At 52.3% G+C, this 14,611-nt stretch carries 15 protein-coding genes; 9 read left to right on the forward strand and 6 right to left on the reverse strand.

Annotated elements, in window-relative coordinates; genetic code table 11:
- The first annotated feature begins 87 nt into the window (after nt 1-87).
- The 3 genes from IMY23_RS07045 to IMY23_RS07055 all read left to right on the forward strand — a co-directional run bounded on the left by IMY23_RS07045 (nt 88) and on the right by IMY23_RS07055 (nt 2,365).
- The gene (locus tag IMY23_RS07045; RefSeq protein WP_192821404.1) at nt 88-906 is read left to right on the forward strand and encodes an alpha/beta hydrolase; all 819 of its coding nucleotides are present in this window, start codon (nt 88-90) and stop codon (nt 904-906) included.
- 118 nt (nt 907-1,024) lie between these two features.
- Entirely contained in the window at nt 1,025-1,804 is a 780-nt protein-coding gene (locus IMY23_RS07050; RefSeq protein ID WP_192821405.1) for a ceramidase domain-containing protein, read from the forward strand.
- A 51-nt stretch (nt 1,805-1,855) separates the two neighbouring features.
- Complete coding sequence (locus IMY23_RS07055) at nt 1,856-2,365, forward strand: GNAT family N-acetyltransferase (protein WP_192821406.1); 510 nt, start codon at nt 1,856-1,858, stop codon at nt 2,363-2,365.
- A gap of 98 nt (nt 2,366-2,463) precedes the next feature.
- On the opposite strand, the gene IMY23_RS07060 is transcribed toward IMY23_RS07055, so the two are convergent.
- The gene (locus IMY23_RS07060; protein ID WP_192821407.1) at nt 2,464-2,928 is read right to left on the reverse strand and encodes a DUF4440 domain-containing protein; all 465 of its coding nucleotides are present in this window, start codon (nt 2,926-2,928) and stop codon (nt 2,464-2,466) included.
- A gap of 128 nt (nt 2,929-3,056) precedes the next feature.
- A complete protein-coding gene (locus IMY23_RS07065; protein ID WP_192821408.1) occupies nt 3,057-3,587 on the reverse strand; it encodes a YMGG-like glycine zipper-containing protein in 531 nt (176 codons plus the stop codon).
- A gap of 525 nt (nt 3,588-4,112) precedes the next feature.
- Between IMY23_RS07065 and IMY23_RS07070 the strand changes: the two genes are divergently transcribed.
- The 5 genes from IMY23_RS07070 (at nt 4,113) to IMY23_RS07085 (ending at nt 9,699) form a co-directional block, all read left to right on the forward strand.
- Nucleotides 4,113-4,937, forward strand: a complete 825-nt coding sequence (locus tag IMY23_RS07070; protein WP_192821409.1) for a hypothetical protein — start codon at nt 4,113-4,115, stop codon at nt 4,935-4,937.
- Between the two features lies 1 nt (nt 4,938).
- Complete coding sequence (locus tag IMY23_RS20130) at nt 4,939-5,064, forward strand: hypothetical protein (RefSeq protein WP_255430340.1); 126 nt, start codon at nt 4,939-4,941, stop codon at nt 5,062-5,064.
- A 221-nt stretch (nt 5,065-5,285) separates the two neighbouring features.
- Nucleotides 5,286-8,951 carry an SbcC/MukB-like Walker B domain-containing protein gene (locus tag IMY23_RS07075; protein WP_192821410.1) on the forward strand — a complete coding sequence of 1,222 codons (3,666 nt, stop codon included), beginning with the start codon at nt 5,286-5,288 and terminating at the stop codon, nt 8,949-8,951.
- A 50-nt stretch (nt 8,952-9,001) separates the two neighbouring features.
- Nucleotides 9,002-9,241 carry a hypothetical protein gene (locus IMY23_RS07080; RefSeq protein ID WP_192821411.1) on the forward strand — a complete coding sequence of 80 codons (240 nt, stop codon included), beginning with the start codon at nt 9,002-9,004 and terminating at the stop codon, nt 9,239-9,241.
- Nucleotides 9,242-9,246: 5 nt separating this feature from the next.
- Nucleotides 9,247-9,699: a DUF6036 family nucleotidyltransferase gene (locus IMY23_RS07085; protein ID WP_192821412.1), complete on the forward strand. Its 453-nt coding sequence runs from the start codon at nt 9,247-9,249 to the stop codon at nt 9,697-9,699.
- A gap of 43 nt (nt 9,700-9,742) precedes the next feature.
- On the opposite strand, the gene IMY23_RS07090 is transcribed toward IMY23_RS07085, so the two are convergent.
- Nucleotides 9,743-11,050, reverse strand: a complete 1,308-nt coding sequence (locus tag IMY23_RS07090) for an ammonium transporter (protein ID WP_192821413.1) — start codon at nt 11,048-11,050, stop codon at nt 9,743-9,745.
- A gap of 331 nt (nt 11,051-11,381) precedes the next feature.
- On the opposite strand from IMY23_RS07090, the gene IMY23_RS07095 reads away from it, so the two are divergent.
- Nucleotides 11,382-12,116 (forward strand): thermonuclease family protein, encoded by a 735-nt coding sequence (locus IMY23_RS07095; protein ID WP_192821414.1) that lies wholly within the window; start codon nt 11,382-11,384, stop codon nt 12,114-12,116.
- A gap of 188 nt (nt 12,117-12,304) precedes the next feature.
- Here the strand turns inward: IMY23_RS07095 and IMY23_RS07100 are convergent, their stop codons facing one another.
- From IMY23_RS07100 to IMY23_RS07110, 3 genes are all read right to left on the reverse strand, one after another.
- Nucleotides 12,305-13,213 carry an EamA family transporter gene (locus tag IMY23_RS07100; RefSeq protein ID WP_192821415.1) on the reverse strand — a complete coding sequence of 303 codons (909 nt, stop codon included), beginning with the start codon at nt 13,211-13,213 and terminating at the stop codon, nt 12,305-12,307.
- A gap of 7 nt (nt 13,214-13,220) precedes the next feature.
- Nucleotides 13,221-14,075, reverse strand: a complete 855-nt coding sequence (locus IMY23_RS07105; RefSeq protein ID WP_192821416.1) for a universal stress protein — start codon at nt 14,073-14,075, stop codon at nt 13,221-13,223.
- A 120-nt stretch (nt 14,076-14,195) separates the two neighbouring features.
- Nucleotides 14,196-14,588, reverse strand: a complete 393-nt coding sequence (locus IMY23_RS07110) for a hypothetical protein (protein WP_192821417.1) — start codon at nt 14,586-14,588, stop codon at nt 14,196-14,198.
- Nucleotides 14,589-14,611: the final 23 nt, after the last annotated feature.

The raw sequence follows: 14,611 nt of genomic DNA on the forward strand, positions 1-14,611 counted from the left end.
CTAAAACACCATGGGCGCCGTATGTGCTCTCAGACTTTGAAAATAACAATGCGGAATTTTTCTTTTTTTCGTCTTCTTCTGGTTTTCATGGCAGTAGGGCAATTGTCGGGCTGTGCGTTCAGGCGGGTGACTACCACCAGAGACATCACCTACCAGCCGGTCAATCTGTCTAAAGGCACCGAAGCCCAGAAACTGGACGTGTATGCACCCAAAAAAACGCCGGAACGCAGCCCGGTTCTTATTTTTGTGCACGGCGGAAACTGGAATTCGGGCAACAAAAACCTGTACAAATTTCTGGGCAAGCGCCTGGCCCGGAAAAAAATCACCGCTGTCATTATCTCCTACCCGTTGAGCCCCGGCGCCAACTACCAGCAGATGGAAACGGCCGTCCGGAACGCGGTGCAATGGACCCGCCAAAACATTGGCTCATACGGCGCAGACGCCAACCAACTTTTCTTATCGGGACACTCGGCGGGTGGGCATTTGGCGGCCTTGGTGGGGTTGCGGCAAGACACCGTGGCGGCCCAGCGGCTGGTGAAAGGCTTGGTTTTAATTGATGCGGCAGGCCTGGACATGCACGGGTATTTGCACGAAGCAAAATTTAGCGCCGGCCACACGTATCTCAAAACCTTCACCGCTGATTCTACCAACTGGAAAGACGCCACGCCGCTGTTCCACTTTCACCAAAACATGGTGCCTATGCTGGTGTACATGGGTGGCAAAACGTATCCTTCCATTCAAAAAAGCACCGCCCGGTTTCTAGCCGAGGCCAAAGCCTTTAACCCCGCCCCGGTATATCATCTGCAGAAAGGCAAGCACCATATTCCCATGATTCTCCAGTTTTTCTGGACCTGGAACCCCAGATACAAGCAAATAAAAACCTTCATGCAAAGCGTGCCGAAGTAAATGCACCTACATTTTGCTGACTCAGCGGAACAATTGGAACTTGGCCGGTTTTCTAAAGTCAGGAAGAACGCCTATTTTGGGAACTGCATTCGCTTTCAGCCCCCTTCACCTAACTTCCATGACCGTTTTTGATCCGCACCGCTACCAGAAAATTGGGGTTTTGCTCTTACTGGTGACAGCGGCCGTGGTGGGTGTTTTCTTGGTAGATCCCATTCCGCAGGACCTGGCCTACCATGCCTTCGCCGATGGGCAGACGCACGTTGGCATTCCCAATTTCTGGAATGTGTTGTCTAACCTGCCCTTCATGGTAGTGGGTTTATACTGTGTCATGCGCTTATACCAAGGCAACCCCAAAGGGCTGATGAAAGGCACCAAAACGGGGTATCAACTCTTCTTTGCAGGCATTTTTTTCACTGGGCTGGGCTCGGCGTATTACCACCTGGCTCCAGACAACCACACCCTGCTCTGGGACCGCTTGCCCATGACCATTGCCTTTATGGGCTTTTTCTCTGTGGTGGTGAGCGAATACATTCACCTGAAAGCTGGCCAACGGCTGCTGGTTCCTTTGGTAGTGCTGGGCCTTCTTTCAGTAGGGTATTGGTATGTTACGGAGCAGGACGGCCACGGCGATTTGCGCTTTTACGTGCTGGTGCAGTTTCTGCCCATTCTCCTGACCCCGCTGATTCTCCTGCTGTTCAAATCGCCGTTCAGCACCAATGCCTACACGTGGTATGTGGTTCTGGCCTACGCCCTGGCGAAAGTTCTGGAGACGTTTGACCAGGAAATTTTTGCCTTTACCGGGCAACTCATGAGTGGCCACGCTTTGAAACATGTGTTGGCCGCTGCGGCTCCCTGGTTCTTGTTTTTGGGCTTATACAAAAGATCCATAAAACCTTAAACCAGCAATTTCAATTTATCACTTACCATCAATTGTAAGAGCACCTTTTTCATGAATATATTGCAGACAGACCGGTTAGAATTACGCCAGTTAGACGAGGGAGATGCTGCGTTTATTTTAGCCTTGGTCAACTCGCCGGGGTGGCTGGAATTTATTGGGGACAAAGGCATAAGAACCGAACACGCCGCTAAAACCTACATTCAGGAAGGCCCCAAAACCAGTTACCTGTTGAACGGGTATGGCTTGTATGCGGTGGTGGAGAAAGCCTCTGAAAAAGTATTGGGCGTCTGCGGATTGGTGAAGCGGGAACAGTTGGCGTTTCCAGATGTGGGGTTTGCGTTTCTGCCGGAGCACATGAGCCAGGGATTTGCCTTAGAGGCAGCGCAGGCAGTCTTAGAACATGCCCATGCTGCGTTCCATTTCGCTACTATTTATGCGGTGACCACCTTGCACAATGAACGTTCTGTACGGCTTTTGGGCAAACTGGGCATGGGTTGGGAGAAGATAATCAGGCTAAACCCCAGCGCAGATGAACTCAATCTTTTCAGCAAACACCTTTGAGCTGGAACTTAGAAATCTCATAAAGAAAAAGGGCAGTGACCATGTGGTCACTGCCCTTTTCAGAACTATTTACTTCGGCCGAAGGCCAGACTTTCAGACTATCTTTTCACTTGCACCGGGTGGTCTTCTAACTGGGCATAGTGCAGTTTCCAGGCACCTTTGTCATTCTTTTTCCAGAGGAGGAGGAAGTTCCCTTCGCCTTCGCCGCGGGGCAATTGGCGGTCAGCGGGCAACACATCTACGGTGAAGGTTCCGCCCTCAAAGGCTATGTTCTCATCTATGCCAGAACTTACCGGCGAGATGCGCAGGTTTTCAATGGTGCCCAGGGTCTCACGCACCCACTTGTTGGAGACTTCAGACTTACCGCTGTAATGGACTTCGCCTTGCACAAAATGAACGTCTTCAGCTAACAGGGTATCTAATTGGGTGGCGTTGCGGCTGTTCCAGGCGCCAATGAAGGTCTGGTTCAACTGGCTCACGTTCACGGCTTGTTTCTGGTCATCAACCTTGGTGCAGGAAGAAAGCAGAGCCACCACGGCTAACATTAACAAATACGGTTTCATAGATTCAGGATTAGGGTTTGTACACACATACTCCATTTGAATATTAGGAGTTTCAAATATTTTAAATCGGGTCCGAAAAAAAGCCCAAACACAGGGCTTGGGCTTTTTCTTTGGGGGCTCCTGTTTACTTACCAGCTCTTTCTTCTGTACTCAGAAGAAGCATATGGTTTTGAGTAGTCACCGTAATGCTCGTTGGGCAAGAAAGACAGGTTAGACATACTCATGATCTGTGGCTGACCGGCAGTGTACCCGGTATAGGCCATGGTAGCGGGGGCAGCGGCCACAGCGGCAGCTTTGGTGGCAGACGCTTTACGGCTGGAACCGGCAGATTTGTTAGAAGAGCTGTAGGCATACGCCCGGTTAGCAGCTACTTGTCTGTTAAACTCGGCTTGCTCCTCAGCGGCTTTTTTCTTCTGCTTGTTGTCAATGATTTTACCAACTCCGTAACCGGCGGCTCCACCAACCACGCCACCTACCACACCACCTACTACTCTATTTCTTTTATTGATGATGGCACCTGCCGCAGCCCCGGTACCAGCTCCAATCACAGCGCCTTTGGCCTGTGGGCTCCATTTCTTTTTCTCCTGGGCCTGGGCACCTACGCTAAACAACACAGATACCAAGAACATTACGCTGAATACTACACTTAGCTTTTTCATAACACGTTCAGTTTATATTGAAACAACACTCTAAGTTTCTTGAATACCCTACTTGCAACTTGCGTGCCAAACTCTGTTTCTGGGTGTTCCTCAAAAAATAGAAACCAGGCCGAAAGGCGTATATAGGATATTTGCAATCTTATGTGCCACAACTGTAGGCTTCAACGGATTTCCTGCATTTTAGATGCACCAATGCCCAAATACCCTTTTAAATACCACAATAGAAGAAAAGCACCATTACCTGCTATTTTAACTTATAAGGTGCCTGAATGATTTGCTCCAGTTCCTTCTAAGCTGAAGACGCCCACCTGAATTTCCCGTTTTCGGGCTCATTTCCAGAAATGGGCCCGAAAACAGAAAAGGCAAGATTGCCAGATAGCGATGGAATTACAGTAATCCGTATCTTTAGAAGACATTTTATTCCTTATGAAATTTAAGCTCTTATTCCCCTTCTTATTTATTTCGTTTTTAACATTTGGCCAGACAATTTCTGGCTTGGTGCCCGTACCAGGAACAAAGATAAAAATGACACCGCCGGCGGGTTTCATCAAAGCCACCAATTACCCAGGTTTTCAGCAGGAAGCCACCGGCGCGTCTATCATGGTGACGGAGTTAGAAGGCCCCGTGCAGGAATTGATGACTGGTTTTACCGCCGACAACCTGAAAACCCGTGGTATGGTGTTGCTGAACAAACAAACTGTTGACCACCAAGGCGCTAAAGCCACGCTGTACAAAGTGAGCCAGCAAGCCAACGGCCTTACCTATATCAAACTGATGCTTCTTTTTGGCGATGCCCAAAAATCAATCATTATCAACAGCATGTTTCCGGAGCAAAGCAAAGGCTTAGAAAACGAACTAAAGACAGCGCTTTTAACGGCCATGTATGTGAAGGACCAAGACCCGCAAGCCGAAGAAGCAGTTAAATTTCAGGTGGCCACGGCGGGCACGGCTTTTAAATTCTCCACTGGTTTGGCGGGTACCCTTATTTTCACAAAAGACGGCAAAACCCCTACTGCTTCCCCAGACCAAGCCTCTTTTATAGTAGCCAATTCTTTAGGCCCGGCCACGGTACAAGACCAGAAAGCCTTCAGTGTGAACCGACTCATGAAATTACCCAATGGCAGTACTTCTGTCATCAAGGAAACCAACCCCGTGACCATTGGCCAATTACCAGGCTATGAAATCATTGCTGATGGAAAAGACCAAAAAGGGCAGCAGGAACTGGTGTACCAAGTCATTCTCTTTGACACCAACGGCGAATATTACATTATGGTAGGCTCTGCCTCCGGTGATTTTGACACCAACCTAACGGCGTTCAAACTTATGGCCAACACTTTTTCCAGGAAATAGCATGGCCCACTTTTTCTCTTCGCGCCGACGCCTGATTACCCTTGGCTTAATCTTGCTGTCCTCCTTTTTCATTTACCAGGGCGGCAAGCGTCTGGGGGAGTTTCTAGGGTATATGCTCTCCCGTTAACCGGTTAACACGGTACCAGAACCAAACAGGCCCGCCCGTGGACAATCTTTGAATCTCTGGTTTTAGACATTCTGTTAGACACCACAGTTTTCTAGTGGCTTGCCCACCTGAATCTTCCGTTTTCGGGCTCATTTCCAGAAATGAGGCCGAAAACGGAAAAGTCGCCCTCCTCCCCTTCCCCAAAACCTGCTATCTTTACTTTCCCGCAACGCGCCACTCCCGTGAAGATACTTTCCGTCCGTTTTTTCAACCTCAACTCGCTGCAGGGCGAGCACCACGTTCAGTTTAATGAACCGCCGCTGAGCGAGAGCGGCCTGTTTGCCATTACCGGGCCCACGGGCGCCGGCAAAACCACCATTCTAGACGCCATCACGGTGGCCTTGTACGGGCAGGTGCCGCGCCACGGCAAAGACGTAGCCGAAATCATGACGCGCCACACCGGCGAGTGCTGGTCTGAAGTGGAGTTTGAAGCCCAGGAGAAAACTTATCGGGCGCGATGGAGCCTCTGGCGCAGCCGCAGCAAACCAGACGGCAAGCTGCAGTCGCCCGCCATGGAACTCGTAGACGCGGCCACCCAGGAAGTGCTGGAAAGTAGGCTCACCGAAACCAAACAGCGTATCATAGACCTCTGCGGCCTGGACTTTCAACAGTTCCTGCGGTCAGTGATGCTCAGCCAAGGCGATTTCACCCGGTTTCTCAAAGCTAACGAAAACGAGCGCAGCGAACTCCTAGAGAAACTCACCGACACCCGCATCTATTCCCAGATTTCCATGGCCGCGTTTGAGAAAGCCAAGGCCGAAAAACAGAAACTCCTGGATTTGCAGCTCCTGTTGCAAGCCGACCAATTACTGCCAGAGGAAGAGCGCGCCGCCCTGGAGCAGGAAGCCGCCACCATACAAGCCAACGCCGACCTGGCCCACCACCAACTCCTGCGGCACCAGGCGCAACAGACCTGGCTGCAGCTACTGGAGAAACTTCAGCAGAAAGAAAGTGCCTTAACCCAGCAACTCACCCAAGCCAAAACCCAGGAACTGGCCTGGCAACCATCGCGTGACCGCCTTGCGCGGCATGACGAGGCCCAACCGTTTCAGGCCGCGCTGGCCAGGCTTTCTGAGGTGCAACGCCATGGCCAGGAACTCCACCAGACCGTTCAGCAACTGCAGGAACAATTGCCCGCGCAGAAAGAACTGGTGCAACAGCTCGCTACTTCTTCTGAAGCCGCGGCGCAGGCACACGCCCTAGGCCAGGAAACGCTCAAGACCGCCGAGCCCCGCCTGGACCAGGTGTTGCAGCTAGACTCAAAACTGGCGGCGCAACAAGAGCAGTTCGGTAAAGACCGGCAGGTAGCCGAGCAACTGGAGAAAGAAGTGCGGCAACTTACCTCCACCTTAGAACAACAACAAATACTGCTGCAGGAAGTGGAGCAGGCCCAAGGGCAACTGGCTACCTGGCTGCTGGCCAACCAGCAAGACGAGGAATTAACCAACAGCCTCGCGGAACTCAAAGCCGAAGCCCGCAGCCTGCGTGAGATCAGAGTTCTTAAGCAAAAGTTTCAGCAGGAAAAAGCTGATTTCGGGCTCATTTCTGAAAATGAGGCCAAAAACGCCAGCGCGCTGCAAACCAAATTAGCCGCCACCCAAAATACCCTGCAACAACACCGCGACCTGCTGCAGAATCTGCAGAAACAAATGCAACAAGCCTTGCAGGGCCAGGAACCCGAAGCGCTGGAACAACTTTGCCACAGCCTTCCATCGGTGTGCAGCCAGCTGGAGAAACAGTTGCATCTGAGCAAGGCTTACGTGCAATTAGAGGAACAGCGGCAAACCCTGCAAACCCAACTAGCCCGCACCACGGGAGATTTGCATGCCCAGCGCAAAGCCCTCGCGGAAACGCAGGTGCTGTACGCCCAGGCCCTTGACAAACAGAAAGACCTGCAGCAGATTGTAGATTTACAACGCCAGATCCAGAAATACGAAGATGCCCGGGCTCAGCTTCAGCCAGAAGAACCGTGCCCGTTGTGCGGCGCTTTGCACCATCCGTTTGTGGAGGCGCATCAGCCCCTCACGCTCTCAGCCGCCGAACAGAACCTGCAGGCCCAGCAAAAAGTAGTGCAGCAATATGACCAGCAGGAACGCAACCTGGCCGCGGCCATCCATAAACTGGAAGTGGCGGAGCAGCACACCCAGGAGAAAGCCGCGCAATTGGCTACTAACGCAGAGCAGTTGCTCCAGCAGTTTCAGCAGGTGAACACCGCCCTGGACCTGGCGCACCAAATTGCCAGCGCAGACACCATTGACCTTTACTGGAACGCGCGTAAAACCGAACTGCAGCAAGCCACCACCACCTTGGAGGGCATCCGGAGCCAACGCGCCAAAACCGAACAGGCTCGCCAGCAGGAGCAACATCTGCTGTCTGAGGAACAGAAACTAAGACATGCCCTGGAAATTTCCACGGAAAAACGCAGCGCCGCGCAAATACAATTAAACCGCCTGCAGCAGGAATTGGTAGATCTGGCCGAACAGGAACAAGTGGTCTCCGGTACCGTGCGTGGCTTTTTTGCCACGTATGGCCTTACGTACACTGGAACCAACGGTGCCGAATTAATGGCCCTGCTGGAAACGCGTCGTCAAACGTTTGAGCAGAAAAAAGCCCAGCAAGCAGCGTTACGCGAGAAATTTCTGACCGCCAAAAACCAGGTAGAGAATGGTTCTACCACCAAAGGTGAAAAGCAAAAAGAACTGGAGCAACGCCAGCAATTGGTGCGCACCTCGCAGGAACACTTACAGAAACTGACAGACCAGCGTCACCAACTGTTACCGGCAGACCTTCAACCTCAGCAAGAAAAGCAGCGCTTGCAACAAGCCCTGCAAGAAGCCGGTCAGGCCCTGCAAAAAGCTGAGGCCGAACTACAAAAAGAACAGGCCCATGTAAACCAACTCATCGCGCGGCTGTCAGACAAAACCAAAGAACATCAAGCCAACGCCCAAAGCCAGACCGCGCAGGAAGCACAACTGCTGCACCAGATACAACCGCTGGGCTATCAAGCGCTGACCGACTTACAGGCTATCTTATTGCCAGAGGCGGAGGCCCGGGCACTAAGAATGGAGCAGGAGCAACTGCAAAAAGCCTTAACCCAACTGGAACACAGCCTGCAGGAAACATCCGCAGAACTGACCCTTGAAAAAGCGCGCCACCTCACAGAACTAACTTTGGAGGAGGTGGTGCCGCAGATTCTGGCCCTGGAGGAAGAGAAAAAGGAATTACTGGCCCAGAACACGCGGGTGCAGGTCAGGCTGCAGCAAGACACGCAGCTCCGCGAGAAACACCGGCAACTCACCCAGCAACTGGGCACCCAGAAAACCGAGGCCGAGCGGTGGCAGCGGCTGGCGGCGCTCATTGGCTCCTCAGATGGTAAACGGTTCAGCAAGTACGCCCAAAGCCTCACCCTGGCCCGCCTGGTAGAACTGGGCAACCGCCACCTGCACCGCCTCAATGACCGCTACCGCATCTTGAAAAGCGGCGAACATGAACTGGAACTGCAGATTGTGGACACCTACCAAGGCGATGCCGTGCGATCTGTCAATTCCCTGTCTGGCGGCGAAAGCTTTTTAGTGAGTTTGGCCCTGGCCTTGGGACTCTCTGACTTGGCCAGCCACAAAACGCAGATTCATTCGTTGTTTATTGACGAAGGCTTCGGGACACTGGACGCTGACACCTTGGACATTGCCATGGACGCGCTGGAAAGCCTGCAGGCCAGCGGCAAAATGATTGGCATCATCTCGCACGTAGAAGCCTTGAAAGAACGCATCAGCACGCAGATTGTGGTGGAGAAACTAGCCGCTGGCCGAAGCGCTATTAGAGTGCTGGGTTATGGCGTGGTGGTGTAATTTATAAACTACCATCAAATAATCAGTTGTATTACTTTAAGTTGCACAACATGAAACCGAAGATAAACTTCTCCACCCACGCGCAGCAAGACGACCAGCGTGCCTACTGGCAGACTAAAAGTTACAGTGAAAGGCTGGCTGAAGCATTTCGGCTTAACAGAAAAGTGTACCATGCTTATTATGCACAGGCCAATCCTCAACCTATTAAGGTGACCAGAATCTTCGTGAAAGAAGAACATGAAACACTTGAAGAATTCTTTGCCCGTAAAAATGCGCAAGCAGCCAAATAGATTATATGCAGTTATTTGATGCGCATTTTCTTCAGTTTTTACAGTTGCTCCAGGAGCATCAGGTACGGTATTTATTAGTTGGTGGCTACGCCGTGAACTTTCACGGATACCCGCGCACTACAGGTGATATGGACATCTGGGTAGAACCGTCTAATGAAAATGCCTTACATCTGGTAAAAGCAATTGATGCGTTCGGCTATGATGCCTCGCCCTTGTTAACTATGAACTTTGCAGAAATGACTGTTTTTGACATCGGTTCTCCCCCTTCTCAGATTGAAATCATGAATCACATTTCTGGTGTTACGTTTGCTGAGGCGTATCCTAACAGAATGGAGATTGAATTGGAAGGTGTTCATATTGCCTTAATTCACTTAAATGACCTTCGCCTGAATAAAAAAGCAGCCGCCAGACACAAAGATTTAAATGACTTAGAACACTTGCCAGATGATGATTCTTAAAATCCCGTTTTCGGGCTCATTTCTGGAAATGAGCCCGAAAACGTCACACTTTTTCATCATGCTGCGATAAGTCAAGCCCCAGGGCTTCCTCCTCCATAGACACGCGTAACGGCGAGATAAGGTTAGTTACCTTGAGCAGCACCCAGGAACCTGCAAACGCGAAAATAGAAACACCTATCATGGCACCCAACTGCACCAGAAACAGGCGGGTTTCCCCAAAGAACAAGCCTTGCTCGGTGAGAGCGGGGTTCACATTTTTGCTGGCGAACACACCCGTGAGCAACATGCCCACCATGCCGCCCACCCCGTGGCACGGAAACACATCCAGGGTGTCATCTAAAGAAGTCCGGGACCTATAATCAACCAGCAGGTTACTGATCACAGCGGCCACCACGCCAATCACCAGAGAATGCGGCAATGACACGAAACCGGCCGCCGGCGTAATGGCCACCAAACCCACCACGGCCCCAATGCAGGTGCCCAAGGCGCTGGGTTTCTTTCCTTTCACGGCATCAAAGAAAATCCAGGCCAAGGCGGCGGCGGCAGAAGCAGTCATGGTGGTGGCCAGCGCGGTGGCGGCCAACGTATTCGCGCCCATGGCAGAGCCCGCGTTGAACCCAAACCATCCAAACCACAGCAGCCCCGTGCCCAGGAGCACAAAGGTGACCATGGCCGGTGAATGGCTCACCTTGTGCCGCCGTTTTAAACAGATGGCAGAAGCCAGCGCCGCCCAGCCCGCCGACATGTGCACCACCGTTCCGCCCGCGAAATCCAGCACGCCCAATTTAAACAGCAGGCCTTCTGGGTGCCAGGTGGCATGGGCCAGGGGCGCGTAGATGAACACAAAAAACAACAAGATGAACACCGTGTAAGACGTGAACCTAATGCGTTCGGCAAAGGCCCCGGTGATAAGCGCCGGCGTGATGATGGCGAACTTCAATTGAAACATGGCAAACAAGGCCAGCGGAATAGTGGGTGCCAGGGCCCAGGGCGCACCGTCCAATACGTTTCGCATCATGAAAAACGTGCTTGGGTCGCCAATGACACCGCCAATAGAATCGCCGAAGGCCAGGCTGAAGCCAAAGACCACCCACACCACCGCCACCAGCGCCATGCAAATAAAACTCTGCAGCATGGTGGAGATGACATTCTTGCGGTTGACCATGCCCCCGTAGAAAAAGGCCAGGCCCGGCGTCATGATCAGCACCAACGCGGCGGCGGTCAGCATCCAGGCGGTATCGGCTTGGTTTAGGTCATAGGCTTTCGCTACTCCGGAAGCTGAGGGGAACGCCAGGGCCAGCACCACCACGGCCACCAATAAAATGAAGGGAATTTTTGAGAGTTTCGTCATTTTTACAGGAAGTAAATTTGTTTCATTTCCTTTCAAGATGTTGAAGAATTCACAAATTTCAAATGAACTTGGTATGAGTTAATCACTCAAACTCCCTACATATTACCATTATTAAATTATTTTATTTATATATTGGAAACACTATAGATATCTGATTGCTATTTTAAAAGAAAAGGAGCCTTAGCGGGATGCCTAATTCGGAAAGTGTTAATTTTAAGGGAAAATCCACTGAACCCATTTTTTTTCTGACGGGCAAAATATTTTTAATAACAGAGGCTCAAAACGTTACGACGCCTCCGTTCGTCAGAAACAAACTCTTACGTATTGATGTATGGCACGCTTCTTCCCGCAGACTACTGATATTTTCTGGTTATGGCTCACGCTTCTGTTGCTGGGTTGCCAGCAGGCGCAGAAAAAAGAAGAAAATGCTCCCAAGGAAAACCAGTACAGAGTCATCGGGATCAAGGACGGCGACACCATTGAAATTCTGAAAGACGGCAAAGGACTCACGGTCAGGCTGCAAGGCGTGGACGCGCCGGAGAAAAACCAGGATTACGGCACGCGGGCCCGGGAGTTCGCCTCTGACCTGGCCTTTGGGAAATACGTGGAACTGGTGGTGCGCGACATTGACCGTTACGGCCGTACCGTGGGCGACATTCTGCTGCCCGATGGCCGAAGCCTGAATCATGAACTGGTAAAACAAGGCTATGCCTGGCATTACACCGCTTATTCCAAAGACCAGGCGTTGGCCCAACTGGAACTGGAAGCCCGCGCCCAAAAAAGAGGCCTCTGGGCTGGCCCAACCCCGGTGGCTCCCTGGGAATTCAGGAAAAACCGGAAAACTGCTTCGGCGGCGGCCAAGGCCAGCCTCCCTAAAAAAGCCAACTCGGGCACCGCCACCATCACCAACAAATCTGGCAAAGCGTTTATCTGCACTGGCTCCAATATCTACCACCTTGACCAGAACTGTCGCTCCCTCAAGCGTTGCAAAAGCGGCTCCAAGTCCATCACAGCTCCCCAAGCGAAATCACAAGGAAAAGCAGCCTGCAAAGTCTGTGCGGTGTAAAAAGTAAGGGAATGGAGAGAACAGCCGGAGGTTTATCCTTCGGCCTCAGATGTAAGATTGTACCTTTTAAAGGAAGGACACACTTTTCCGTTTTCGGGCTCATTTCTGGAAATGAGCCCGAAAACGGATGGAGAAGCAGAAGGTAATCCGTTATTGAACTAAGGTTTACCGAAGGGTGGCTACAGAATTTAACGCTTCGCCTTTAGGGTAATTAAGGCCACTGCCGTTACGAGCAAGGCGGCCGCAATCAAGGTTTGGCTGGTTATTTCTTCCTTCGCGAAGCCCCAACCCAACAAGACGGCAATCACGGGATTCACATACGCGTAGGTAGAAACCTGCGCAGGCGGCGCCACCCGGGTGAGCCAACTGTAGGCGGTAAAAGCCACCAGAGAACCAAACACCACCAGATACCCAAATGCCCACCAAGACCGCTCACTTACCTCAGACCAATTGGTGGTTTGCCATTCGCCGGTAAGGGTGCCCGTGAGCAGCAGCAGCGCGCCGCCGCAGAGCATCTGCATGCCGGTGGTTAAAATTGGAGAAGCAGGCAACTGGGCCGAAGCCGAATACAGAGAACCCATAGCCCAGGCCCCGGCAGCTAAAAAGATGGCCCCGCCGCCCCAAAGATCAATGCCGCCACTAATTTCCCAGGGGCTCACCAAGACTACCATGCCGGCCAAGCCAATGGCTAAACCCAGCACCACACCCAAGGTGGGTTTCTTGTGAGCAGGCCCCCACCATTGCAACAGCACCACCCACAAAGGCACAGTGGTCACCAACAGCGCGGCAATGCCGGTGGCCACCCGCTGTTCGGCCCAGACTACGGCCCCGTTGCCAATTAGCAAGAGCAACGCGCCAATGAGGGCCGTACTTTTCCAATGAATAATTTTGGGCGCAGGCGTACCAGATAACCGGGCGAACGCATACAAGGCCACCCCGGCCAGCAAAAACCGAAGCCCCGCCATGAGGAACGGCGGCAACGTTTCAATGGCGATGAAAATGGCCAGGTACGTGGAACCCCAGATAATATAGATAGCCCCAAAGGCCAGAACTTTAAGCCACCGCGCCGGCGCGGCGGCTTCAGGAGCAGATGCCATAAAATCTTTAGTCCTGGTCAGCGTGGAGTACCAGCAGCGGAAGTTTGGTTTGGTAGGTCAATTTCTCGGCCAGGCTCATGGTGAACAGGTCTTTAAAGAAATTGCGGCGTTTTTTCAAGATGGCCAGCATGTTGCTTTGGGTATTGCTTAGATATTCTTTGAGGCCGGCGTCTTCTTCCTCGTGCACAATTTGCTGGAACCGGATGGCAGATTCACCCAGATCCTGCCGCAGGCGCTCCATAAAGGTTTGGGCTTGGTTCGCAGACTCGGCATCAGCGCTTTTGCTCACGTGTACCACCTCCACTTCGGCCTGGAACACAGCGGCCAATTCTAATACCTGGCGCAAAGCCGTTGAATCTTCTGGCTGGTAATCTGAGGCGTATACAATGCGGTGGATGCTGGGGAACATGGCATTGGCCGGAATAGCCAGCACCGGGCATTTCACCTGACGGATCACGCTTTCAGTATTGCTGCCAATCAAGATTTCCTCTAGCCTGTTGCCGCCGCCGGTGGTACCCAGCACTACAAAATCAACGCCTTCTTCCAGGGCCATGCGCTCCACGGCATCTGCCAGAAACGCCTCCTGCACCTTGGAGTCGGTGACGTACCGGGCCCCGCCTGTTTCGCCAAACAGGCCTTGCAGGTGCAGCGACAGGGAATGCAGTTTGTCTGTGGCGGTGCGGCGCTGCTCGTCCAGTACCTGGCTGGCCATCATGGCCGACTCAGAGGTGTCCATGATGGGCAGGTGCAGCACATGCAGCAGGGTGAGCGAGGCGCCGGTGTGTTGGGCAATGTGGGCCGCGTACTCAGCGGCTCTGTTGGAGGTCTTGGAGAAATCTACGGGGCAAACAATCTTTTTCATAGCAGGGATGGTTGGTACGTGCCGAACAGTGATGGCTTGCTAAGCTACTAACAAATCACAGAAAGCACTACGTTTCCCTATATGTACGCAGAATGGGGTGAAGGTTTTCCTGGGGCCGGCTCAGGAAACCTCGGCGAGCCAGGCTTCGGCGTCTTCTAGGCTGTCAAAAATGTTGAGCGGGAGATTGCTTTCATGGGCCAGGTCAATGGCTTGTTCGCTGGCGGGCTCATTCAAGGTATGGACTTCGGCTACCTGCGAAAGACCGGCGGCCACAATCATTTTCTGCACGCGCAGATGGAGCGCACGCACGCCTACCCCGTATTCCCGGCCTTCCCTGATATCAGAAAGCAAGGAAAAGCCCGGCTTTACCAGGGCCAGGGCCTGTTTCCAGTGCTCAACGTAAAGCGGCACATCCTTTTCCTTTGACCAAGACCCAAATACCTTAAAGTATATCCTGTTTTTAACGGGGTCTACGGCAAGCTCGTAAAAGAAATTCTGGGCAATCTGTACCATGGCGAAAGAACAACTGTTCAATG

The organism is Rufibacter sp. LB8, from assembly GCF_014876185.1.
Classification (GTDB): domain Bacteria; phylum Bacteroidota; class Bacteroidia; order Cytophagales; family Hymenobacteraceae; genus Nibribacter.

Excerpts from the sequence above, each read along its gene's own strand:
- IMY23_RS07045 (WP_192821404.1), top strand. The coding sequence starts at position 88 with ATGGCAGTAGGGCAATTGTCGGGCTGTGCGTTCAGGCGGGTGACTACC.
- IMY23_RS07050 (WP_192821405.1), top strand. The coding sequence starts at position 1,025 with ATGACCGTTTTTGATCCGCACCGCTACCAGAAAATTGGGGTTTTGCTC.
- IMY23_RS07055 (WP_192821406.1), top strand. The coding sequence starts at position 1,856 with ATGAATATATTGCAGACAGACCGGTTAGAATTACGCCAGTTAGACGAG.
- IMY23_RS07060 (WP_192821407.1), bottom strand. The coding sequence starts at position 2,928 with ATGAAACCGTATTTGTTAATGTTAGCCGTGGTGGCTCTGCTTTCTTCC.
- IMY23_RS07065 (WP_192821408.1), bottom strand. The coding sequence starts at position 3,587 with ATGAAAAAGCTAAGTGTAGTATTCAGCGTAATGTTCTTGGTATCTGTG.
- IMY23_RS07070 (WP_192821409.1), top strand. The coding sequence starts at position 4,113 with ATGACACCGCCGGCGGGTTTCATCAAAGCCACCAATTACCCAGGTTTT.
- IMY23_RS20130 (WP_255430340.1), top strand. The coding sequence starts at position 4,939 with ATGGCCCACTTTTTCTCTTCGCGCCGACGCCTGATTACCCTTGGCTTA.
- IMY23_RS07080 (WP_192821411.1), top strand. The coding sequence starts at position 9,002 with ATGAAACCGAAGATAAACTTCTCCACCCACGCGCAGCAAGACGACCAG.
- IMY23_RS07085 (WP_192821412.1), top strand. The coding sequence starts at position 9,247 with ATGCAGTTATTTGATGCGCATTTTCTTCAGTTTTTACAGTTGCTCCAG.
- IMY23_RS07090 (WP_192821413.1), bottom strand. The coding sequence starts at position 11,050 with ATGACGAAACTCTCAAAAATTCCCTTCATTTTATTGGTGGCCGTGGTG.
- IMY23_RS07095 (WP_192821414.1), top strand. The coding sequence starts at position 11,382 with ATGGCACGCTTCTTCCCGCAGACTACTGATATTTTCTGGTTATGGCTC.
- IMY23_RS07100 (WP_192821415.1), bottom strand. The coding sequence starts at position 13,213 with ATGGCATCTGCTCCTGAAGCCGCCGCGCCGGCGCGGTGGCTTAAAGTT.
- IMY23_RS07105 (WP_192821416.1), bottom strand. The coding sequence starts at position 14,075 with ATGAAAAAGATTGTTTGCCCCGTAGATTTCTCCAAGACCTCCAACAGA.
- IMY23_RS07110 (WP_192821417.1), bottom strand. The coding sequence starts at position 14,588 with ATGGTACAGATTGCCCAGAATTTCTTTTACGAGCTTGCCGTAGACCCC.